The sequence below is a fragment of the Sphingomonas sp. M1A8_2b genome (assembly GCF_053345535.1).
The window spans coordinates 833,227-853,497 of the sequence record NZ_JBKFAH010000002.1; the positions used below are offsets into that span (position 1 = coordinate 833,227).

The 20,271-nt window shown below is 66.8% G+C and carries 19 protein-coding genes; 15 read left to right on the plus strand and 4 right to left on the minus strand.

The annotated features are described in order from the left end of the window. Window positions 1-68 precede the first annotated feature (68 nt). From ACLBWL_RS11945 to rsmA, 4 genes are all read left to right on the plus strand, one after another. Window positions 69-2,372 carry an LPS-assembly protein LptD gene (locus tag ACLBWL_RS11945; RefSeq protein ID WP_447793266.1) on the plus strand — a complete coding sequence of 768 codons (2,304 nt, stop codon included), beginning with the start codon at window positions 69-71 and terminating at the stop codon, window positions 2,370-2,372. A gap of 93 nt (window positions 2,373-2,465) precedes the next feature. Further along, window positions 2,466-3,902: a peptidylprolyl isomerase gene (locus ACLBWL_RS11950; protein ID WP_447793268.1), complete on the plus strand. Its 1,437-nt coding sequence runs from the start codon at window positions 2,466-2,468 to the stop codon at window positions 3,900-3,902. Between the two features lie 49 nt (window positions 3,903-3,951). Beyond that, window positions 3,952-4,959 carry a 4-hydroxythreonine-4-phosphate dehydrogenase PdxA gene (gene pdxA / locus ACLBWL_RS11955; RefSeq protein WP_447793270.1) on the plus strand — a complete coding sequence of 336 codons (1,008 nt, stop codon included), beginning with the start codon at window positions 3,952-3,954 and terminating at the stop codon, window positions 4,957-4,959. Then, the gene (rsmA, locus tag ACLBWL_RS11960; RefSeq protein ID WP_447793272.1) at window positions 4,956-5,786 is read left to right on the plus strand and encodes a 16S rRNA (adenine(1518)-N(6)/adenine(1519)-N(6))-dimethyltransferase RsmA; all 831 of its coding nucleotides are present in this window, start codon (window positions 4,956-4,958) and stop codon (window positions 5,784-5,786) included. Before pdxA ends, rsmA begins: the two co-directional genes overlap by 4 nt. A gap of 161 nt (window positions 5,787-5,947) precedes the next feature. Here rsmA and ACLBWL_RS11965 read toward each other — a convergent pair whose 3' ends face one another. From ACLBWL_RS11965 to guaB, 3 genes are all read right to left on the minus strand, one after another. Next, window positions 5,948-6,448, minus strand: coding sequence for a tetratricopeptide repeat protein (locus ACLBWL_RS11965; RefSeq protein ID WP_447793274.1), 501 nt, complete (start codon window positions 6,446-6,448; stop codon window positions 5,948-5,950). Between the two features lie 32 nt (window positions 6,449-6,480). Continuing rightward, entirely contained in the window at window positions 6,481-7,668 is a 1,188-nt protein-coding gene (locus ACLBWL_RS11970; RefSeq protein ID WP_447793276.1) for an RsmB/NOP family class I SAM-dependent RNA methyltransferase, read from the minus strand. Window positions 7,669-8,097: 429 nt separating this feature from the next. Next, window positions 8,098-9,555 carry an IMP dehydrogenase gene (gene guaB, locus ACLBWL_RS11975; RefSeq protein ID WP_447793278.1) on the minus strand — a complete coding sequence of 486 codons (1,458 nt, stop codon included), beginning with the start codon at window positions 9,553-9,555 and terminating at the stop codon, window positions 8,098-8,100. 133 nt (window positions 9,556-9,688) lie between these two features. Here guaB and ACLBWL_RS11980 point away from each other — a divergent pair, with 133 nt between their 5' ends. Further along, window positions 9,689-10,675: an SPFH domain-containing protein gene (locus tag ACLBWL_RS11980; protein WP_447793280.1), complete on the plus strand. Its 987-nt coding sequence runs from the start codon at window positions 9,689-9,691 to the stop codon at window positions 10,673-10,675. Continuing rightward, the gene (locus ACLBWL_RS11985) at window positions 10,675-11,124 is read left to right on the plus strand and encodes an NfeD family protein (RefSeq protein ID WP_447793282.1); all 450 of its coding nucleotides are present in this window, start codon (window positions 10,675-10,677) and stop codon (window positions 11,122-11,124) included. Before ACLBWL_RS11980 ends, ACLBWL_RS11985 begins: the two co-directional genes overlap by 1 nt. A 139-nt stretch (window positions 11,125-11,263) precedes the next feature. On the opposite strand, the gene ACLBWL_RS11990 is transcribed toward ACLBWL_RS11985, so the two are convergent. Beyond that, window positions 11,264-12,874, minus strand: a complete 1,611-nt coding sequence (locus ACLBWL_RS11990; protein WP_447793284.1) for a phosphoenolpyruvate carboxykinase — start codon at window positions 12,872-12,874, stop codon at window positions 11,264-11,266. Between the two features lie 191 nt (window positions 12,875-13,065). Between ACLBWL_RS11990 and ACLBWL_RS11995 the strand changes: the two genes are divergently transcribed. From ACLBWL_RS11995 to ACLBWL_RS12035, 9 genes are all read left to right on the plus strand, one after another. Continuing rightward, window positions 13,066-13,773 (plus strand): response regulator transcription factor, encoded by a 708-nt coding sequence (locus tag ACLBWL_RS11995; RefSeq protein WP_447793285.1) that lies wholly within the window; start codon window positions 13,066-13,068, stop codon window positions 13,771-13,773. Further along, window positions 13,742-15,325, plus strand: coding sequence for a stimulus-sensing domain-containing protein (locus tag ACLBWL_RS12000; RefSeq protein WP_447793286.1), 1,584 nt, complete (start codon window positions 13,742-13,744; stop codon window positions 15,323-15,325). Before ACLBWL_RS11995 ends, ACLBWL_RS12000 begins: the two co-directional genes overlap by 32 nt. A gap of 9 nt (window positions 15,326-15,334) precedes the next feature. Continuing rightward, window positions 15,335-15,766, plus strand: a complete 432-nt coding sequence (locus ACLBWL_RS12005; RefSeq protein ID WP_447793288.1) for an HPr kinase/phosphorylase — start codon at window positions 15,335-15,337, stop codon at window positions 15,764-15,766. Beyond that, complete coding sequence (rapZ, locus tag ACLBWL_RS12010) at window positions 15,763-16,677, plus strand: RNase adapter RapZ (RefSeq protein ID WP_447793290.1); 915 nt, start codon at window positions 15,763-15,765, stop codon at window positions 16,675-16,677. Before ACLBWL_RS12005 ends, rapZ begins: the two co-directional genes overlap by 4 nt. Before the next feature lie 15 nt (window positions 16,678-16,692). Further along, window positions 16,693-17,100 (plus strand): PTS sugar transporter subunit IIA, encoded by a 408-nt coding sequence (locus ACLBWL_RS12015; RefSeq protein ID WP_131585189.1) that lies wholly within the window; start codon window positions 16,693-16,695, stop codon window positions 17,098-17,100. Beyond that, window positions 17,097-17,372 (plus strand): HPr family phosphocarrier protein, encoded by a 276-nt coding sequence (locus tag ACLBWL_RS12020; RefSeq protein ID WP_447793292.1) that lies wholly within the window; start codon window positions 17,097-17,099, stop codon window positions 17,370-17,372. Before ACLBWL_RS12015 ends, ACLBWL_RS12020 begins: the two co-directional genes overlap by 4 nt. A 105-nt stretch (window positions 17,373-17,477) precedes the next feature. Next, window positions 17,478-18,293, plus strand: coding sequence for a TrmH family RNA methyltransferase (locus ACLBWL_RS12025; RefSeq protein WP_447793294.1), 816 nt, complete (start codon window positions 17,478-17,480; stop codon window positions 18,291-18,293). A gap of 144 nt (window positions 18,294-18,437) precedes the next feature. After that, the gene (locus tag ACLBWL_RS12030) at window positions 18,438-19,904 is read left to right on the plus strand and encodes a L,D-transpeptidase family protein (protein WP_447793504.1); all 1,467 of its coding nucleotides are present in this window, start codon (window positions 18,438-18,440) and stop codon (window positions 19,902-19,904) included. Between the two features lie 11 nt (window positions 19,905-19,915). Then, window positions 19,916-20,251, plus strand: a complete 336-nt coding sequence (locus ACLBWL_RS12035; RefSeq protein ID WP_447793296.1) for a hypothetical protein — start codon at window positions 19,916-19,918, stop codon at window positions 20,249-20,251. Window positions 20,252-20,271: the final 20 nt, after the last annotated feature.

Below are 20,271 nucleotides of genomic sequence, written 5' to 3' on the forward strand. Positions count from 1 at the left end.
GGACGCTCCGACGCACGGCGATTGCAGCGAAGCCCCGGTGGTGCGATAGGCGGCCTATAGGGCGGCGCATGGCCGCCGTGTGCCAAAAGGGGTTGGTTCGGATCGTGTTGCGTATCGACCTTTTGACGGGTTGTGCCGTTTCGCTCGCGCTGGCGTGCGGACTGGCGACCTCCCCCGTGCAGGCTCAGGATTTCCAGGACCGTCCGGTCCCGCCCCCCGTGCAGGACGCACCGGTCGCCAATGCGCCGGCCGCGACTCCCGCCGAAGACCAGGTGCAGTTCAGCGCCAATGGCCTCGAATACGATACGAACACGCAGGTCGTCACGGCGACCGGCGAGGTCCGGATGTTCCGTCAGGGCAATCGCCTGCGTGCCGACAAGGTCGTGTGGAACCGACAGACCGGCAAGGTGGTCGCGACCGGCAACATCGCTGTCACCAACCCCCAGGGCGACATCGCCTATGGCGACGAGATCAACCTGACCGATTCGCTCAAGGACGGAATGGTCGACAACATGCTCGTCGTGCTCGAGCAGGGCGGGCGACTGGCGGCCAAGCAGGGTACGCGCGACGCCGACGGCACGGTCAACCTCAGGACCGCCGCCTATACGCCGTGCGCGGTCGGCACCTCGGCCGGGTGCCCGAAGGAGCCGACGTGGAAGATCACCGCAGTCCGCGTCACTTATCGCCCCGAACGCAAGCGCATCTATTACGCCGGCGCGCGTCTTCACCTGTTCGGCCTGCCGAGCCTGCCGCTGCCAAAATTCTCGAACCCGGTCGGTGGCGACAGCGACAGCGGGCTGCTCTCGCCCAATGGCGGGTATAGCCGCGTCAATGGCCTAGAGGTCAGTGTCCCCTATTATTTCAAGCTCGCCCCCAACCAGGGGCTGATCATCACCCCGCACATCTACAGCAGCGTGCTGCCGATGGCGCAGGTCGATTACTCCGCGCTCAGCACCAAGGGCGCGTTCAGCGTCCGCGCCTATGCGACCGAAAGCCGACGCAGCGACGATCTCAACACTGCCAACCCGACCGATACCGAGATGGCATTCCGCGGCTATATCGACGGCATGGCGCGGTATCAGCTGTCGCCGAACTGGAGCCTCAGCGGGTCGCTTCGCCTGACCACCGACCGGACGTTCCTGCGCCGCTATGACATCTCGCGCGACGATCGGCTGCGCACCACCGCCAGCCTCGAGCGGATCGACGACACCAGCTATTTCGCGGTTAGCGGCTGGTACGCGCAGACCCTGCGCGTCAATGACAGTCAGGGCCAGCAGCCGATCGCCCTGCCCGAGGTCGATTATCGCAAGCGGTTCGACGACGGCGTTCTGGGCGGCAAGTTCCAGCTTCAGCTCAACACGCTGGCACTGACCCGCACCGACGGCCAGGATACCCAACGTGCGTTTGCCAGCTTGCAATGGGACCTTCGCCGGCTGACCAACTGGGGCCAGGAAGTCACTTTCACCGCGTTCGCGCGTGGCGACCTGTACAACACCAACGATACGAGCGAGACGAGCAACATCAGCTATCGCGGGCTCGAGGGGTTCAGCCAGCGAGCGATCGGCGCGGTCGCGGTCGATGTGAAATGGCCGTTCATCGGGACGTTCCTGGGCGGTACGCAGCGCTTCACCCCGCGCATCCAGCTGGTCGCGGCACCCAAGTTCGCGAACATCACGCTGCCGAACGAGGATTCGCGCGCGGTCGATCTCGACGACACCAATCTGTTCTCGCTCAACCGCTTCGCCGGCTATGATCGGTTCGAGGATTCGTCGCGCGCGACCTATGGTGGTGAATGGGCGTTCGATCTGCCGGGGATCAGCTTCACGACCAATGTCGGCCAGAGCTATCGGTTGAGCACGCGCCCGACGATCCTGCCCGACGGCACCGGGCTCAGCGACCGGTTTTCCGATATCGTCGGTCGTACCGAGCTGCGGTTCCGGGACTTCGTCTCGATCGTCCATCGCTATCGGCTGGACAAGGATGGTTTCGCGATCCGCCGCAACGAGATCGACGCGACGATCGGGTCGCGCGCGACCTACGTGCTGGTCGGCTATCTGAAACTGAACCGCAACATCGACGCCTCGATCGAGGATCTGCGCGACCGGGAGGAAATCCGTGCAGCCGGCCGCGTGCAGTTTGCGCGGTTCTGGTCGGCGTTCGGGTCGGCGGTGGTCGATCTCACCAACAAGTCGGAGGACCCGCTCTCGGCCAGCGACGGCTTCACGCCGATCCGCCACCGCGTCGGCTTCCAGTACGAGGACGACTGCCTCCGCCTCGGTGCGACCTGGCGGCGGACCTACAACAACACGGGCGACGCGCGGAAGGGCAACAGCTACCTGTTGACGCTGGCCTTCACCAATCTCGGCCGCTAAGCCCGCATTCAGCTACGATGAGGCAAGCCTCGCCGGATGTGTTGCCATGACGTGGCGACGCGGTCCGCTAGGCCGATGATGGGATATCGACACTTGAAGCATGATGTTCGACTGGCGGCGCGTGGCGGCCGTATGATCGGGACCGTCGTCCTGGCGGCGCTCGCGGCGAGCGCGATCGCCCAAACTGCCACACCCCAGACTGCTCCTCCCCGGGCTGCTCCTCCCCAGGCAGCCGCCGATCAGGGCGCCTCCGGCCAGACGGTTCAGGATCAGAGCGTGCCGGACAATACCGGCCTCGATATCCCGAGCAATCTCCAGATCTTCGGCAAGCTCGACCCCAACGTCCGCAAGCCGACCGCGGTCGTCAACGACACGGTGATCACCGGAACCGACGTCGACCAGCGCGTCGCGCTGGTGGCGATGGCGAACGAGGCGAAGCTGTCGCCCGAGGACCGCGAGCGGCTGAAGCTGCAGGTGCTGCGCCAGCTGATCGACGAGACGCTGGAGATCCAGGAGGCGAAGACCGCCGACATCACGATTACTCCCGCCGAACTCCAGCAGAGCTTCGACGGCGTCGCCAAGCGTTTCAACCGGACGCCGGCGGCGATGCGCGCCTACCTGCGCGAGTCGGGGTCGTCGGAGCGATCGCTGAAGCGCCAGATCGAAGGCGAGCTCGCCTGGCAGCGCTATCTGCGTCGCCGGGTCGAGCCGTTCGTCAACGTCGGCGACGAGGAGGTGAAGTCGATCATCGACCGTCTCCAGGCGGCCAAGGGCACCGACGAATTCAACCTGAAGGAAATCTATCTCGCGGCGACGCCGGCGAACAGCCAGCAGGTTTATGCCAACGCCAAGCAGATCCTCCAGGAAATCCAGAAGGGCGCACAGCCGTTCGAGTATTTCGCGCGGCAGTTCTCCGAGGCGTCGACCCGCGCGGTCGGCGGCGATCTCGGCTGGATCCGTGCGGCGACGCTGCCGGGGCCGCTGTCCGAGGCCGCGACGTCGATGCAGGTCGGTCAGGTCGCCGGGCCGATCGAGGTGCCGGGCGGCTATTCGATCCTGTACCTGACCGACAAGCGCCAGGTGCTGACCGCCGATCCGCGCGATGCCAAGCTCAGCCTCAAGCAGTTGACGCTGAAGTTCCCGCCGAACACCAGCCAGGCGCAGGCTTCGGCGCGCGCGCAGGCGTTTGCCAAGGCGACGCAGGACCTGCGCGGCTGCGGTACGGTGGAGAAGGTCGCGGCGGGGATCGGCGCGGACGTGGTCGACAACGACACGGTCCGCATCCGCGACCTGCCGCCGCAGCTCCAGGAGATCATGCTGAAACTCCAGGTCGGCCAGTCGACGCCGCCGTTCGGCTCCGCGGAACAGGGCGTTCGCGCGCTGGTGCTGTGCGGTCGCGACGAGGCGGCCGGCGGTGCGGTACCGAATTCGGAACAGATTCAGGGCCAGCTCGAGCAGCAGCGCGTCAACCTGCGCGCGCAGCAGAAGCTGCGCGATCTGCGGCGCGATGCCGTGGTCGACTATCGGTGATCTGGGCATGATGATCGCGGCATGGTGAGGGCGGCATGGTGATGGCGGCGTGACGCGCGTACCGCCGCTCGCGGTATCGATGGGCGATCCTGCCGGGATCGGTCCGGAGATCATCGCCAAGGCCTGGGACGCGCGCGAAACGCATATCCTGCCGCCGTTTGTCGCGGTCGGTGACGCGCGCGCGATCGAGCGGGTGTGGACCGGCCCGATCGCGCGGGTCGCCGATCTGGGCGAGGCGATCGCGGCGTTCCCCTCCGCACTGCCGGTGCTGACGGTCGGGGACAGCGGTGAGATCGTACCCGGCCATCCCGATGCGGACGGCGCGCGCTGTGCGTTGCATGCGCTCGAACTCGCGGTCGGGCTGGTTCGCAACGGGGCGGCGCGTGCGCTCGTGACCGGGCCGGTGTCGAAATCGCAGCTCTACGCGATCGGTTTCAGTCACCCGGGACAGACCGAATTCGTCGCCGAACGTTACGGCGTGGCGGGGGATAATGCGGTGATGATGCTGGCCGGGCCGTCGCTGCGGGTCGTGCCGATGACCACGCATATTCCACTGAACGCCGTTTCGGGCGTGCTGTCGATCGAGCTGGTTGTCGCGAAATCGCGGGCGACGGCGCGCGGATTGCTCAAGAATTTCGGGATCGAAAACCCGCGGCTCGCCTTTGCCGGGCTCAATCCCCATGCCGGCGAGCAGGGGGCGCTCGGGCGCGAGGAAATCGAGATCCTCGAACCCGCCATCGCGATCCTGCGGGCGGAGGGCATCGATGCGACCGGACCGTTCGCGGCCGACACGATGTTCCACCCGCGGGCGCGGACCACCTACGACGTGGTCATGTGCTGTTACCACGACCAGGCGCTCGTGCCGCTCAAGACGATCCATTTCGACGAGGGCGTGAACATGACGCTGGGGCTGCCGATCGTGCGGACCTCGCCCGACCACGGCACCGCGTTCGCGATCGCGGGCAAGAATCTTGCCGAGCCGGGCGCGATGATTGCCGCCATCAGGATGGCCGGTGAGGCCGCCGACCGGCGCGCGCAGACATCCGCTCAAGCATGACCGAACTCCCGCCGTTGCGCGAGGTGATCGCGCGCTATGGCTTGAACGCCAGCAAGGCACTCGGCCAGAATTTCCTGTTCGACATGCAGTTGCTCAAGCGGATCGCGGCGGTGCCGGGGGATCTTCAGGATGCCGAGGTGCTTGAAGTAGGGCCCGGGCCCGGTGGTCTGACGCGCGCGCTGCTTGCTGCAGGCGCGCGGGTGACGGCGATCGAGCGCGATCGGCGATGTATCCCGGCGCTGGCAGAGCTTGCCGAGGCGTATCCGGGCAAGCTGCGCGTGATCGAGGGCGACGCGATGGACATCGACGCGCCCGCGCTGTTCGAGGGCAAGCCGCATATCGTGTCGAACCTGCCGTATAATATCGGCACGGCGTTGCTGGTCGGGTGGCTGTCGACGTCGTGGTTGCCGTGGTGGCAGTCGTGCACGCTGATGTTCCAGAAGGAAGTGGCCGAGCGGATCGTCGCCAAGACCAATGACGATCATTACGGGCGGCTCGCGGTTCTGGCGCAGTGGCGCTCGACCGCGCGGATCGCGATGCCGGTGCACCGGTCGGCGTTCACGCCGCCGCCGAAGGTGATGTCTGCTGTGGTACATCTGGTGCCGATGGAGGCGCCGGAGGGGGTGAACTTCGCGGTGCTGGAGCGGCTGACGGGCGCGGCGTTCGGACAGCGGCGCAAGATGCTTCGGCAGAGCCTGAAGGGCGTGCCGGGGGCGCTCGATGCACTGGAGCTTATCGGGGTGGAGGCAACGCGTCGGGCGGAGACGCTTTCGGTGGCGGATTTCACTGCGCTGGCGAAAGCCGTCAGCTCACCGGTACGCGCCTAAGCGGACTGCATTCGACGTAGGACCATGGTGCACCACCCCGGCGTAGGCCGGGGCCCAATTGGAGAGGTGGCAGTAACCTCGCGCCATCCACACTTAGCATTGTTCCCCAGTTGGACCCCGGCCTTCGCCGGGGTGGTGAACGGGGTGAATCAGCTGGTAGCTCAGTCCTTGGCGGCGATCGGGGTCTTGTCGACCTGTGCCGTTGCGATCGGTGGGCCTTTCGCGATCACCGCCGCAAGCTGCGTCGCTTCCGGACACGCGCCCTTGCAGAGCGTGCGGATCTTCACGAGGTTATCCTTCGCGCGAACCACCGCGCCCTTGGCGACCAGCGCCTCGCCCTGGCCCTTGAGCGCCGCGACGTCGTTCGGTTCGAGCAGCAACGCCTCGCGGTATAGGCGGATCGCCTTGCCCGGCAGGTCGCGCGTTTCGGCGACCTTGGCGAGCAGTAGGAACGCGGCCCGATTGCGCGGATCGACCGCGACGGAGGTCTCCAGCACGTCGGTCGCCCCATCGAGATTGCCTGCTGCGACCAGTGAGCGCCCTTGGGCGAGAAGCTGCATCGAGCGCGCGTCGATCTGCGCGTCGGGGCGCTGCCCGCTCAGCGAGGTCGATACGCACACGACGGTCAGCGCGGCGGCAAGGGCAACGGACGAAAAACGCATGATCGTCTCCAGGCGGGTCATCAGCCGGTTGGCTAGCACGCAGCCCGGAGGCGCGCGACAAAAAAGCCGTCAGTGCCGTCGCGGCCGGGTTCGAGGCGGACGCCGTGGCCGTGTTTGGCACCAGCGGGGAGCGACAGGGGCTCGGTGGTCCAGCCAGGATGCCCGTTCAGGAACCAGCTGACCTGGTCCGTTCCTTCCGCATCCAGCAGCGAGCAGACGATGTAGACGAGCGCGCCGCCGGGCTTGACCAACGTGGCGGCGACCGAGAGCACCTGCTGCTGCGTCGATTGCAGGCGCGAGACGCGGTCGGGGGTGAGCCGCCAGCGCGCCTCGGGATTGCGCCGCCAGGTGCCGGTGCCCGAGCACGGTGCATCGACCAGCACGCCATCCGCGCGACCGGCCCATTCGCTGAGCGCCTCGATCTCGCGCGTCGGGTTGAGCAGGCGGCTCTCGACGATCGTCGCGCCCGCGCGGGTTGCACGCGGTGCGAGGCGCGACAGGCGATTGCGATCGGTGTCGCAGGCAAGGATCACGCCTTCGTTCTGCATCGTCGCGGCGAGCGCGAGCGTCTTGCCGCCCGCACCTGCACAGAGATCGACGATCCGCTCGCCGGGTTTCGCCTGCATCGCGAGGCCGACGATCTGACTGCCTTCGTCCTGCACTTCGAGCGCGCCTTCGTTGAAGAGCGGGAGTGCTTCGACGTTTGTGCCGGTCGGGAGGCGGATGCCGTCGGGAGCGTGGGGGGTGGCTTCGGCCTCTGGGAGTGCGTCGAGCACGGTCTTACGGTCGGAGATCAGCGTGTTGACGCGGAGGTCGAGCGTGGCGCGGCCGGCGAGGTCGGTCAGTGCGGCCCCGTCTAGGCCGGAGGCGCGGAGGGCTTTGGTCAGCCACTGTGGGGCGACACCGGCGCGGGCGCGGGGTTCGTCCTTGGCGATCGGGGCCGGCGCGTGGGTCGAGCCGTCGAAGGTTGCGGCGAGTTCGGGGTCGGCGTCGGCGACGAGCAGCATCGCGGTGCGGCCATTTTCGGGTCGGTCGCCGGCCATGCGGATCGCGGCGTACACGAGTTCGCGGACCGCACGACGGTCCTTCGAGCCGGCGTAGCGGCGGGTGGCGAAATAGCGGGCGATCAGCGTATCGGCGGCGGCGCCGGACTCGCGGGCGGCGGCGATGATCTGGTCGAGGAGTTCGATCGCGGCTTGCGTGCGTGCGGGGGGAGTCACTTACTGGCTCCCGATTTCGCGTAGGTTCGGGTGGGGATTTGGTACGGGGTGTTCGTCATCATCCCCTCCCCTAGCCCCTCCCGCTCGTGGGAGGGGAATAATTTCGAGGCTCAGTGCGCGTTGCCCTTCCGCTCGCCCGTTATCCCCTTCCCGTCATCCCGGCGAACGCCGGGACCCATGGTTGCGGTTTGGATGATGGTTGAGCGCCACGCTGGGTCCACCGTGTCCGTGGGTCCCGGCGTTCGCCGGGATGACGGAGAGCGGTGGCAGCGATCTTTGCGTCCTTCGCGCCACGCGCGTTCCGCATCTACGGAGTGGCCCGAGCACAAAAGGCGTGTTTCCCCGCGAAGGCGGGGGTCCAGACTGGGCTCCCGCCTTCGCGGGAGAGCAGCGAGGCGCCTAGCCGAGCCCTCACCGATCACCCAAGCCTTACCGCGTCGGGTAGTTCGGCGCTTCGCGCGTGATCGTCACGTCGTGGACATGGCTTTCCATCAAGCCCGCGCCGGTGATCTGCACGAACTCGGCGCGCTTCTGGAGATCGGGGATCGTCGCCGAGCCGGTATAGCCCATCGCCGCCTTGATGCCACCGACGAGCTGATGGATCACATCCTTCGCAGGCCCCTTGTACGCGACCTGCCCCTCGATGCCCTCGGGGACGAGTTTCAGCTGGTCCTTGATGTCGCCCTGGAAATAGCGATCCGCCGAGCCGCGGCCCATCGCGCCGACCGAGCCCATGCCGCGGTACGACTTGTACGCGCGGCCTTGGTACAGGAACGTCTCGCCCGGTGCCTCGTCGGTCCCGGCTAGCAGCGAGCCGATCATCACCGTCGACGCGCCGGCCGCAAGCGCCTTGGCCATGTCGCCCGAGGTGCGAATGCCGCCGTCGGCGATCACCGGCACGCCGGCCTTGTGGCCAGCCTCGGCACAATCCATCACCGCGGTGAGCTGCGGCACGCCGACGCCAGCGACCACCCGCGTCGTGCAGATCGAGCCGGGGCCGATACCGACCTTGATCCCGTCCGCGCCCGCGCCGATCAGCGCGCGCGTCGCTTCTCCGGTCGCGACGTTGCCCGCCACCACCTGCACCGAGTTCGACAGCTTCTTTACACGCTCGACCGCGCGGCCGACGTCGCGGTTGTGGCCATGCGCGGTGTCAATCACAATCAGGTCGCAGCCGGCGTCGACCAGTTGCTCGGTCCGGTCGAAGCCCTTGTCGCCGACCGTCGTCGCCGCAGCCACGCGCAGCCGTCCCGCCTCGTCCTTGGTCGCATCGGGGAACATAACCGCCTTCTCGATGTCCTTGACGGTGATAAGCCCGACGCAGCGATACTGCGCGTCGACGACCAGCAGCTTCTCGATGCGGCGGGCGTGGAGCAGGCGGCGCGCCTCTTCCTTGCCGACTTCGGTCGAGACCGTGGCGAGGTTCTCGTGCGTCATCAGTTCGCTGACCGGCTGTTGCGGATCGCCCGCGAACCGCACGTCACGGTTGGTGAGGATACCGACGAGCTTGCCGTCCGCCTCGACCACCGGGATGCCACTGATCCGATGCCCGGACATCAGCGCTTGCGCCTCGCCGAGAGTCGCGGTCGGCCTGATCGTGATCGGGTTGACCACCATGCCCGATTCGAAGCGCTTGACCTGGCGCACGGCCACCACCTGCTCCTCGATCGTCAGATTGCGGTGGAGCACGCCGATGCCGCCGAGCTGCGCCATGACGATCGCCATGTCGGCTTCGGTGACAGTGTCCATCGCGGACGATAGGATCGGAATGTTGAGCGCGATGCCGCGCGTCACTTGCGTCCGGGTATCGGCCTGACTTGGCAGCACGTCCGATTCCCCCGGATACAGGAGGACGTCGTCGAAGGTGAGGCCGAGGCGGATATCCATGAGAGCTGCCGTTCCTGGGTGTGAGGTGGCGCGCCATGTAACCAAAGCCGGCGCGTACGGCTAGGCCTCATGTCTGGCTCCAGGGCGCGCGCACGTGCTATAGCGGTGCGATACACGGATGGGGGATTGTTCGATGGGCCTGATCGTTGCCGCGCTCCTGCTGGCGCTGGTGCTGCTGTACCTCTTCACCAGCATCAAGATCGTCCACCAGGGCTATCAATACACCATCGAGCATTTCGGCCGCTTCACCACGGTCGCGCGGCCCGGCTTCAATTTCTACCCCGCGTTCTTCTACCGCGTGGGGCGGAAGGTGAACATGATGGAGCAGGTGATCGACATCCCCGGCCAGGAGATCATCACCAAGGACAATGCGATGATCTCGACCGACGGGGTCGTGTTCTTCCAGGTGCTCGACTCGGCGAAGGCGGCGTACGAGGTGTCGGACCTGTACCAGGCGCTGTTGCAGCTCACGACGACCAACCTGCGCACGGTGATGGGGTCGATGGACCTCGACGAGACGCTGTCGAAGCGCGACGAGATCAACGCTCGGCTGCTCAATGTGGTCGATCACGCGACGACGCCGTGGGGGGTGAAGATCACGCGGGTCGAGATCAAGGACATCCGTCCTCCGGCCGACATCGTCAATGCGATGGGGCGGCAGATGAAGGCGGAGCGCGAGAAGCGGGCGAACATTCTGGACGCGGAGGGTTCGCGAGCATCCGAGATTCTGCGCGCCGAAGGGCAGAAGCAGGCACGGATTCTCGAGTCCGAGGGGCGCAAGGAATCGGCGTTCCGTGACGCCGAGGCGCGTGAACGGGCGGCGGTTGCCGAGGCTTCCGCAACGCGCGCGGTGTCGCAGGCGATCGAGGAGGGTGGCGCGCAGGCAATCAATTATTTCATCGCGCAGAAATATGTCGAGGCGATCGGCAAGTTCGCGACCTCGCCCAATGCGAAGACGATCCTGTTCCCGGTCGAGGCTACGCAGCTGATGGGGACGCTTGGGGGGATCGGGGAGCTGGCGAAGGATGCGTTGCGTGACGCGGTCGCGTCGCCGCCGGCCAAGCCTGCCGCGCGAGGGCCGTTCGAGTTGTCGAAGTCGAGCGAGGTCCCGAAAGGCTGATGGACGCGCTTGACGTAGTCGGCGGTGCAGCCGGCGCGTGGCTGATCGCGGCGCTGGTTCTGGGGATCGCAGAGCTTGCGGTGCCGGGGGTGTTCCTGGTGTTTCTCGCTATCGCTGCGGCGGTGACGGGCGTGGCAGTGTACGTGTTGCCGGACTTGCCGGTGGCCGTTCAGTTGGGCGCGTTTGCGATTTGGAGTGCGGTCACGGTGCTGATCGGGAAGCGCTGGTACCGGGATTATCCGGTCGAGGGTGGGGATCCGATGTTGAACGATCGGTCGGCGCGGCTGGTGGGGCAGATCGTGGTGGTCGAGACGGCGCTAGTCGGGGGGCGTGGGCGCGTGTTGGTCGGAGACGGGAGTTGGCCGGCGCGTGGCGAGGATGCGGGCGTTGGTACGCGGGTTCGCGTGACGTCGGTCGTTGATGGTGAGGTGGTGGTGGAGGCGCTCTAAACCCTCTCCCTTCAGGGGAGAGGGAAGCCGCGCAGCGGCGCGGGTGAAGGGCACGCCAAGCAGGACCGTGCCCTCACTTTCCCACCCGACTGCGTCGTGCGGGCCCCTTCCTCTCCCCCCGAGGGGAGAGGAGTTCAAGTTACGCCGCCTCTTTCACCCTTGGCGCGGCCTGCCGCACGCCTTCGTCGACATGCTCGGCGAACTGGGCGAAGTTCTCGACGAACAGGTCGACCAGCTTGGCGGCCGTTGCGTCATACGCGTCCTTGTCCGCCCAGGTCGTCCGCGGATCCAGGATCGCGCTGTCGACCCCCGGCACGCTCACCGGCACCTGGAACCCGAAGTTCGGGTCCGTCCGGAACTCGGCATCGTTCAGGCTCCCGTCGAGCGCGGCGTTCAGCAGCGCGCGCGTGGCCTTGATCGGCATCCGGTTGCCGACGCCGTACTTACCGCCGGTCCAGCCGGTGTTGACCAGCCAGCAATCGACGCCGCCCTTCGCGATTCGGCTCTTGAGCAGGTTGCCGTACACCGAGGGATGCCGCGGCATGAACGGCGCGCCGAAGCAGGTCGAGAAGGTCGCATCGGGCTCGGTCACGCCGATCTCGGTCCCCGCGACGCGCGCAGTGTACCCGGACAGGAAGTGATACATCGCCTGGTCGGGCGTCAGCTTCGCGATGGGCGGCAGCACGCCGTAGGCGTCAGCAGTCAGCATCACGATGTTGCGCGGCACCGGCCCCATGTTCTCGGCGGACGCATTCGGGATGAAGTCGATCGGATACGCGCCGCGGCTGTTCTCGGCCAGCGTATGATCGTCGAGGTCGAGCAACCGCGTCACCGGATCCATCACGACGTTTTCCAGCACCGTCCCGAACCGCTTGGTCGTCGCGAAGATCTCCGGCTCGGCATCGGCGGAGAGGCGGATCATCTTGGCATAGCACCCGCCCTCGAAATTGAAGACCGCGGTGTCGGACCAGCCATGCTCGTCGTCGCCAATCAGCGTCCGGCTGGCATCGGCCGACAGCGTCGTCTTGCCAGTGCCCGACAGCCCGAAGAACACTGCGGTATCGCCGTTCGCGCCCATATTGGCCGAGCAATGCATCGGCATCACGCCGGTCGGTGGCAACAGATAGTTGAGCAGCCCGAACACCGACTTCTTCATCTCGCCGGCATATTTGGTGCCACCGATCAGGATCAGCTTGTCGGTGAAGTTGACCGCGATCACCGTCTCGCTGCGGCAGCCGTGACGCGCGGGATCGGCGCGGAAGCTCGGCAGGTCGACGATCGTGTAGTCCGCGACGAAGTCCTTCAGCGCCGCCTGCTCGGGCCGCACCAGCATCGTCCTGATGAAGAGGTTGTGCCACGCGAGTTCGGTAACGACGCGGACGTTGACGCGGTGATCGGCTTGCGATCCGCCGTACAGATCCTGGACGAACAGCTCGTCCTTCTGCGCGAGGATGGCGAAGAAATCCTCCTTCAGCGCGGCGAAATGCGCGGGCTCCATCGCCTTGTTGCTCTTGCCCCACCACACGGTCGCCTCGGTCTCGGCATCGCGGACGATGAACTTGTCCTGCGCCGAGCGCCCGGTATGGGGCGCGGTTTCGACGACCAGCGGACCGTCGGCGGACAGCGTCCCCTCGCCGCGTTCGAGCGCGGCTTCCACAAGCTGTGCGGTGACAAGGTTCCAGTGCAGGGTGGCGCGGGTTTCTATCCCCTGCGCGGCTAGGCCGCCGGCCGGAATGCGTTCGTTGGACAAGACATCTCTCCAGATGGTTTCGCATACGTATGTATGTCGTTGCGGCGGGATGTAGGCGGCGCCTCCCCACTGGTCAAATGGGCTGCCCTGACGCGGTGCCGATGCGGCCCCAGTTGGGTGCGGCCCCAGTTGAGTGCCGTCGCGGATTGGCCTACGCCGCTACGCCAACGACCGAGGCAAGCGACCCTAGAATGACGGCAACGATCGCGTTGGTCGACGACGACCGCAACATCCTGACCTCCGTGTCGATCGCGCTGCAGACCGAGGGCTTCGTCACGCGAGTCTATTCGGACGGCGAGACCGCGCTCAAGGCGCTGACCGACAATCCCCCCGACCTCGCGATCTTCGACATCAAGATGCCGCGGATGGACGGGCTCGAGCTGCTCCGCCGGCTGCGCGAGAAGAGCCAGATCCCGGTGATCTTCCTCACCAGCAAGGATGACGAACTCGACGAAGCTCTTGGGCTCGCGATGGGCGCAGACGATTACATCGCCAAGCCATTCTCGCAGCGGCTGCTGATCGCCCGCATCCGCGCCATCCTGCGCCGGACCGAGCTGACTCAGTCGCCGGGAACGGAGACCGAGGCGGAGGCTGCCGGACCGCTGGCGCGCGGCCGGCTCAGCATGGATCCAGCGCGGCATCGGACGCTGTGGGGCGGCGAGCCGGTGACGCTGACGGTCACCGAGTTCATGATCCTCGAGACGCTGGCGCAACGGCCCGGCATCGTGAAGACGCGCAACCAGCTGATGGATGCGGCATATCAGGACGACATCTACGTCGACGACCGCACGATCGACAGCCACATCAAGCGACTCCGCCGCAAATTCCGGCAGGTCGACCCTGCGTTCGATGCTATCGAGACATTATATGGCGCCGGGTATCGATTTTCTGAGGAATGAGCTCGGCATCGATGGGCGCGATCTCACATTGCGCTGGTCGGGGCAGATTTCGCTCACGCGGCGCATCCTGGCGGTCAATATCTTCGCGCTGCTGCTGCTGGCGGGCGGATTCTTCTATCTCGACTCCTATCGCAGCCGGATCGTCGACAGCCGCGTCGCGCAGACTGCGCGCGAGGCTCGGCTGATCGGCGAGGCGATCTCGTCGGTCGACCCCACGCAGCGCAATCCGCTGGTGCTGAGGCTGGCCGCCGATACCGGCTCGCGAATCCGCCTGTTCGACACTGGTGGCGCGGCTATCATCGACAGCCGGACGCTCGGGCTGCGTAACTTCGTCTTGCAGGACCCCGATAAGGAGGACCGCGATCAAGTCATCGCGCGGTTCCTCGACGCGGCGATCGACGTCGTCGTGATGGCACCGCGGCCGCCGCTCTACCGCGAGCGAAGCCAGGGCCAGCAATGGCCGGACGTCGCCGCCGCACGGGCTCGACAACGGGTCGCGACCACCGTCTGGCGTGCGCCGGATCGCACGCCGGTGATCACCGCGGCCACACCGCTTCGCGCAGGCGGAGTCGTGATGACGACCGTCAACGCACGCGACATCACGAGGACGGTGCGGATCGAGCGGTTCCGGCTGAGCATGGTGCTGCTGGTCGTGTCGATCGTCTCGATCCTGCTCTCGCTGTTCCTCGCGCGGACGATCGTGCGGCCTCTACGCCGGCTAGCGCGCGCTGCGGTGCGGGTCCGGCTAGGGCGCGCGCGCGAAGTGGTCGTCCCCCGCCTCCCCTCGCGCCGCGACGAACTCGGCATGCTCGCACGCGCGCTGTCGGACATGAGTCTCGCGCTCCGGGCAAGGATCGACGCGACGGAGGCGTTCGCTGCCGACGTGACGCACGAGATGAAGAATCCGCTCGCGTCGCTCCGGTCCGCGGTCGAGGGACTGTCGCGGGTGAAGGACCCCGCGCTCCAGGCACAGTTGCTCGCGATCGTCCGCGACGATGTCCAGCGGCTCGATCGTCTACTATCCGACATCTCCGAAGCCTCGCGGCTCGACGCGCAGCTCAGTCGTGCCAAGTTCGAGCCGGTCGACATCGCCGCGATGATCGACGGGTTGGTCACGCAGCGGGAGGCGCGCGGGATCGAGCGCGGCATGCGCCTGGTGTTCGATCGCAAGCCCGATGACCCCGCCACGGTGCTCGGAGAGGGCGCACGGCTCGAACGCGTGTTCGAGAATCTGATCGACAATGCCCTCTCGTTCTCGCCCGACGAAGGGCTGGTCGCGATTTCGGCGACCCCCGAGCGCGACGACCTGGTGATCCGGGTCGAGGACGAAGGCCCGGGCGTTCCCGAGGATGCACGCGAGGCCGTTTTCAAGCGCTTCCACTCGGTCCGCCCCGACATCGAGACATTCGGCCAGCATTCCGGCCTGGGGCTCGCGATCGCACGGACGATCGTCGATGCACATCAGGGATCGATCAGCGTCGAATCGCGCGAAGACCGACTTTGCGGTGCGCGGTTCGTCGTGCGGCTACCGCTTGCCGATCCTTCGTTGTAAGGACCGCACGTGGTCGTCCCCTCCTCCGATCGGCTCCACGCCACCACGGTCGCGATCGACGGCGTGGCCGTGCTGATCGAGGGCGCGTCCGGATCGGGCAAGTCCGACCTCGCGCTGCGCCTGATCGACCGCGGCGCCACGCTCGTCAGCGACGACCAGACCTTGGTGCTACGCTCCGGCAAGATCCTGATCGCGCGCGCGCCGACGACGATCGCCGGGCGGATGGAAGTCCGCGGCATCGGCATCGTCGCCATGCCGCATGTCGACGACGTTCCCGTGGGCCTGCTCGTCCGGATCGATGGCGCAGTCGAGCGGATGCCCGAACGCCGTGCCCGGAAGATCGCCGGGATCGCCATCCGCCAGTTCGCGGTCGACCCGTTTCACGCCTCCGCCCCGATCAAGGTCGAACTCGCATTGCGCAATCCGGAGCCCTTAGAATGACCCGTCCGAAGGACGTCCTTCTCGTCACCGGCATGTCGGGGGCGGGCAAATCGACCGTTCTCAAGACGTTGGAGGACCTCGGTTGGGAGGTCGTCGACAATCTCCCGCTCCTGCTGCTCGATCGCTTGCTTGACGCCCCGCTTCCCGAAGGATCGACCGACGATTCGCAACCGCTTGCGATCGGCATCGGCGCCCGGACGCGCGATTTCGATCCGGAGCGGATCGTAAGCCGGATCCGCGATTTGCGCGATCGACACGGGCTTGAGATCGGCATGCTGTTCCTCGATTGCTCGGGCGCCGAACTCGAGCGCCGTTATTCCGAGACGCGCCGGCGCCACCCGCTCGCGCTCGATCGTCCGGCCAACGACGGTATCGGCCGCGAGCGCGAATTGCTTGCGCCGCTGCGGGATTGGGCCAACCGGCTGATCGACACAACCGACATGGCCGCAAACGAACTCGCACAACAAATCCGCGCGAGCTTTGCCGGCGATGGGCTGGGCGAGCCGACGCTGTCGATCCGCTCGTTCGGATTTGCCCGTGGCTTGCCGCGCAACGCCGACCTCGTGTTCGACATGCGATTCCTGCGCAACCCGCATTGGGATCCCGATTTGCGCCCCGGCACCGGGCTCGATCCCGACGTGTCCGCGTACATCATGGACGACCCCGCCTACGAAGCCGCGGTGAGCCGCATCGAGGAGCTGCTGATGTTGTTGCTTCCGCGCTACAGGGCGGAAGGCAAGTCATATGTCACGGTCGCGTTCGGGTGTACCGGGGGGAGACACCGGTCGGTCCACGTCGCCGACCGGGTGGCGCGACGGTTGCGCGACGCGGGATTTTCCCCCAGTATCGCACACCGCGACCTGGGGGCCGCTCCACAAGATGCGCTCGAAGGATCACCGGTCGTCTTATGAGTATGAAACGCTGACATGATCGGCCTTGTTCTGGTAACGCACGGTCGTCTGGCCGAGGAATTCGTTCGCGCGATGATCCATGTCGTCGGTCCGCAAGAGCGGGTCGCGACGATCTCGATCGGGCCCGACGACGACATGGAGGGCCGGCGCGCCGACATCGCCGCGGCGATCCAGGAGGTCGATGTCGGGCGCGGCGTGATCGTGCTGACCGATCTGTTCGGCGGCACGCCCTCCAATCTCGCCATCTCGTTGATGGAGCGTGGCCGGATCGAGGTGATCGCGGGGATGAACCTGCCGATGCTGATCCGGCTTGGTTCGGCGCGGAAATCGATGACGGTCGTCGCGGCGGTCGCAGCCGCGCGGGAAGCGGGGCGCAAATACATCTCGGTGGCCTCCGAGGTTCTCGGCGAGGCGGCTGCGTGAGCGAGGTCTCGCGCACCGTCCAGATCACCAACCGCCGCGGCCTCCACGCACGCGCCAGCGCCAAGTTCGTCACCCTCGCCTCGTCGCATCCGGTCGAGGTGCGCGTGACCAAGGACGGGTCGGATCACGTCACCGGCACGTCGATCATGGGGCTGATGATGCTCGGCGCGGCGATGGGCGATGCGATCACGATCAGCGCGAGCGGCGATGGCGCCGAGCAGACCGTGGCGGCGCTCGCCGAACTGGTCGAGGCGAAGTTCGGCGAGGATTGACGATCTTCCCCCCTTCCGCTTGCGGGAGGGGTCGGGGGAGGGCATGAGCGACGGCGTGTTTACAAACTCCTCCCCCACCCCTCCCGTAAGCGGAAGGGACGCTAGATGCCCCGCGAGATAACCGCCTTTTCGAACCCGCTGATCAAGTATGTCCGCGACCTGCGCGACAAGCGGCATCGGCGCGCTGCCAAGCAGTTCCTTGCTGAAGGCCTGCGCATCCTGACCGAAGCGCGAGAAACCGGCCGCCTGCCCCGCACCCTGTTCTACGCCGCCGCCAGCGCCAACCATCCGCTCGTCCACGCGCTGTCGATGGACGTCGAAGAGGCCGGCGGCGAGTCGATCCAGACCACGCCGGAGATCCTCTCCAAGCTATCGGGCAAGGACAATCCGCAGGCGGTGGTCGGCGTGTTCGATGAGTTCGACGCGACTCTCGAAGATCTCGACCGCACCACGTCGGGCATCTGGCTGGTCGCCGAACGGCTGCGCGATCCGGGCAATCTCGGCACGATCCTGCGCACCGGCGACGCGGTCGGTGCCGGCGGTCTGATCCTGATCGGCGAGTCGGTCGACCCCTTCTCGGTCGAGGCGGTGCGCGCAAGCATGGGCGCGCTGTTCACCCTCCCGGTCGTGAAGACCGAGTGGGCGCCGTTCCACGCCTGGCTGCGCACCGGCCCTGGCCAGCTCGTCGGGCTCAGCCTCGACACCGACACCGATTATCGATCCGCGACCTATGCCGGCCCGACCTTCCTGCTCACCGGCAACGAAGCGCAGGGCATGCCGCCCGAGATGGCCGAAGCCTGCGATGTGTTGGTGAAAATCCCGATGCTGGGCAAGGCGGACAGCCTCAACGCCGCCGTCGCGACTGCGGTGATGGCGTATGAAGTGCTCGCCCGGCAGAAAAAATCTGCAGCTTCGGCCTGAACCGACGAAATCGGCCCGTTTGGCAATGCTTAGCGACTCCAGTTCAGCTAAGGGAGAGCTACGGCGTGCGAAAGCATCGACGAGATACGAGTAGACAGGATGAGTATGGCGCGCGGTTTGGATGATGGACGAGTGAAGACCGGCATGATCCGGTCGGCGATCGCGGTTGCCGCCACGGCGACTGCGACGCCGCTGCTGTTGGCGACTCCGCTGTTCGCGCAACAGGTTACGCCCCCGCCGGTGACGCCGACGGTGGCACCGACGGCGCCGATGCTCGCGCCGCCGGTGATCACCGTGCCGACGCTGAGCGACAAGCAGGCGACGCAGCTCGACAAGCTGCTCAACGGCGACATCGTCGCGCAGGGGCTGAAGTCCGCCGCCACCGCGACGACGATCGCGCCTAGCAAGGACGAACTAGTCCGCGCCGCGCTCGACCACGCGCGCGCGGTCCATGCCGGTCGCCTCAGCGAGGCCGATTTCCAGAAGGACTGGGGCCTGCGCCCGCCCGCCTATGATCCGACTCCGGCGTTCGCCGATGCGGTTCGGCAGGACCGCATCGGCGCCTGGTTCGCCTCGTTGCCGCCGCCCTACGCCGGCTATGACGGCCTGCGAAAGGGTCTCCAGAATTACCGGGCGATCGCTGCCGCGGGTGGTTGGCAGACGCTGGCCGCCGGTCCCGAATTCACGATCGGCGCGACCGGACCGCGCGTGCTCGCGCTGCGCAAGCGCCTGGCGGTTGAGGACAAGGACGTCGACGCCAACGGCAACACGTTCGACGCGTCGCTGCTCGAGGCGGTGCGTCGCGCGCAGCGACGCTACGGCCTGAACCCGAGCGGGATCGTCTCGACGCAGACGTTGGCCGCGCTCAACGTGTCGGCGCTCGACCGCGTCCACCAGATCATGGCAAACATGGAGCGCTGGCGCTGGCTGCCGCAGGACCTGCCGCGCGACCGGATCCAGGTGAACATCGCCGCCGCCGTGCTGACCGTGTTCGACGGCGACGTCCCCGTGCAGTCGATGCGCGCGGTGACCGGTCGCCCCGGCGACGAGACGCCGATGCTGTCGTCGACGATCCACAGCATCGTCATCAACCCGCCCTGGAACGTGCCGACGTCGATCGCGACCAAGGAATTGTGGCCCAAGGAACGCGCGAACCCCGGTTACTTCAAGCGCAACGGCTTCAAGGTGATCGGCGGCACGCGGCTGCAGCAGCAGGCCGGCGACCAGAGCGCGCTCGGTCGGTTCAAGTTCGATTTCCCCAACGCGTATTCGGTCTATCTCCACGACACGCCGAGCCGCGCGAAGTTCGCCAGCTTCAGTCGGCTTTCGAGCCACGGCTGCGTACGCCTTGAAAAACCTGCCGAACTTGCCGACCTGTTGCTGAAGGGCGATCCCACCTGGACGCCCGAGATGGTCGACGCTGCGGTCGCCAAGGGCGATACGGTCCGCGCGCCGCTGATCAAGCCGGTGTCGGTCTATCTGCTCTACTGGACCGCGTTTGCCAGCGGCAACGGCCAGATGAACTTCCGCGCCGATCCCTATGACTGGGACGGAATCCTCGCTTCCAAGATCGAGGCGCGCACCGCACGCCAGACGATCGCCGCTCGCTGAGAGACACTGTCATGACGATCTCCACCCGCACCCGTACCGCCATCGCCGGTGGCCTGCTCGCCGCGATGGCGCTGGCCGGCTGCTCGCGCTCCGAGCCCGAGCAGCCGCCGACGGACACCAACATGGTCGAGGATACCGGCGTGACCGAAACCGAGGCAGCCCCCGCCCCGGTCGAGGCGGCACCGGCCGAGACTCCACCGCCTGCCCCGGCGGTGGTCGAGCCGCCGCGCGAGAAGCCGATCACGCCCGACGAACAGATGCAGGACGATGCGGACGCGACGGGGATGACCGCGCGAATCAACCGCGACGAAGCGCCCGCCGGGAACGACACGACACCGCAGCAGTAAGAAGCGCCCTAATGATCCTC

Excerpts from the sequence above, each read along its gene's own strand:
- ACLBWL_RS11945 (WP_447793266.1), top strand. The coding sequence starts at position 69 with ATGGCCGCCGTGTGCCAAAAGGGGTTGGTTCGGATCGTGTTGCGTATC.
- rsmA (WP_447793272.1), top strand. The coding sequence starts at position 4,956 with ATGACCGAACTCCCGCCGTTGCGCGAGGTGATCGCGCGCTATGGCTTG.
- ACLBWL_RS11965 (WP_447793274.1), bottom strand. The coding sequence starts at position 6,448 with ATGCGTTTTTCGTCCGTTGCCCTTGCCGCCGCGCTGACCGTCGTGTGC.
- guaB (WP_447793278.1), bottom strand. The coding sequence starts at position 9,555 with ATGGATATCCGCCTCGGCCTCACCTTCGACGACGTCCTCCTGTATCCG.
- ACLBWL_RS11980 (WP_447793280.1), top strand. The coding sequence starts at position 9,689 with ATGGGCCTGATCGTTGCCGCGCTCCTGCTGGCGCTGGTGCTGCTGTAC.
- ACLBWL_RS11985 (WP_447793282.1), top strand. The coding sequence starts at position 10,675 with ATGGACGCGCTTGACGTAGTCGGCGGTGCAGCCGGCGCGTGGCTGATC.
- ACLBWL_RS11995 (WP_447793285.1), top strand. The coding sequence starts at position 13,066 with ATGACGGCAACGATCGCGTTGGTCGACGACGACCGCAACATCCTGACC.
- ACLBWL_RS12000 (WP_447793286.1), top strand. The coding sequence starts at position 13,742 with ATGGCGCCGGGTATCGATTTTCTGAGGAATGAGCTCGGCATCGATGGG.
- rapZ (WP_447793290.1), top strand. The coding sequence starts at position 15,763 with ATGACCCGTCCGAAGGACGTCCTTCTCGTCACCGGCATGTCGGGGGCG.
- ACLBWL_RS12015 (WP_131585189.1), top strand. The coding sequence starts at position 16,693 with ATGATCGGCCTTGTTCTGGTAACGCACGGTCGTCTGGCCGAGGAATTC.
- ACLBWL_RS12025 (WP_447793294.1), top strand. The coding sequence starts at position 17,478 with ATGCCCCGCGAGATAACCGCCTTTTCGAACCCGCTGATCAAGTATGTC.
- ACLBWL_RS12030 (WP_447793504.1), top strand. The coding sequence starts at position 18,438 with ATGATCCGGTCGGCGATCGCGGTTGCCGCCACGGCGACTGCGACGCCG.
- ACLBWL_RS12035 (WP_447793296.1), top strand. The coding sequence starts at position 19,916 with ATGACGATCTCCACCCGCACCCGTACCGCCATCGCCGGTGGCCTGCTC.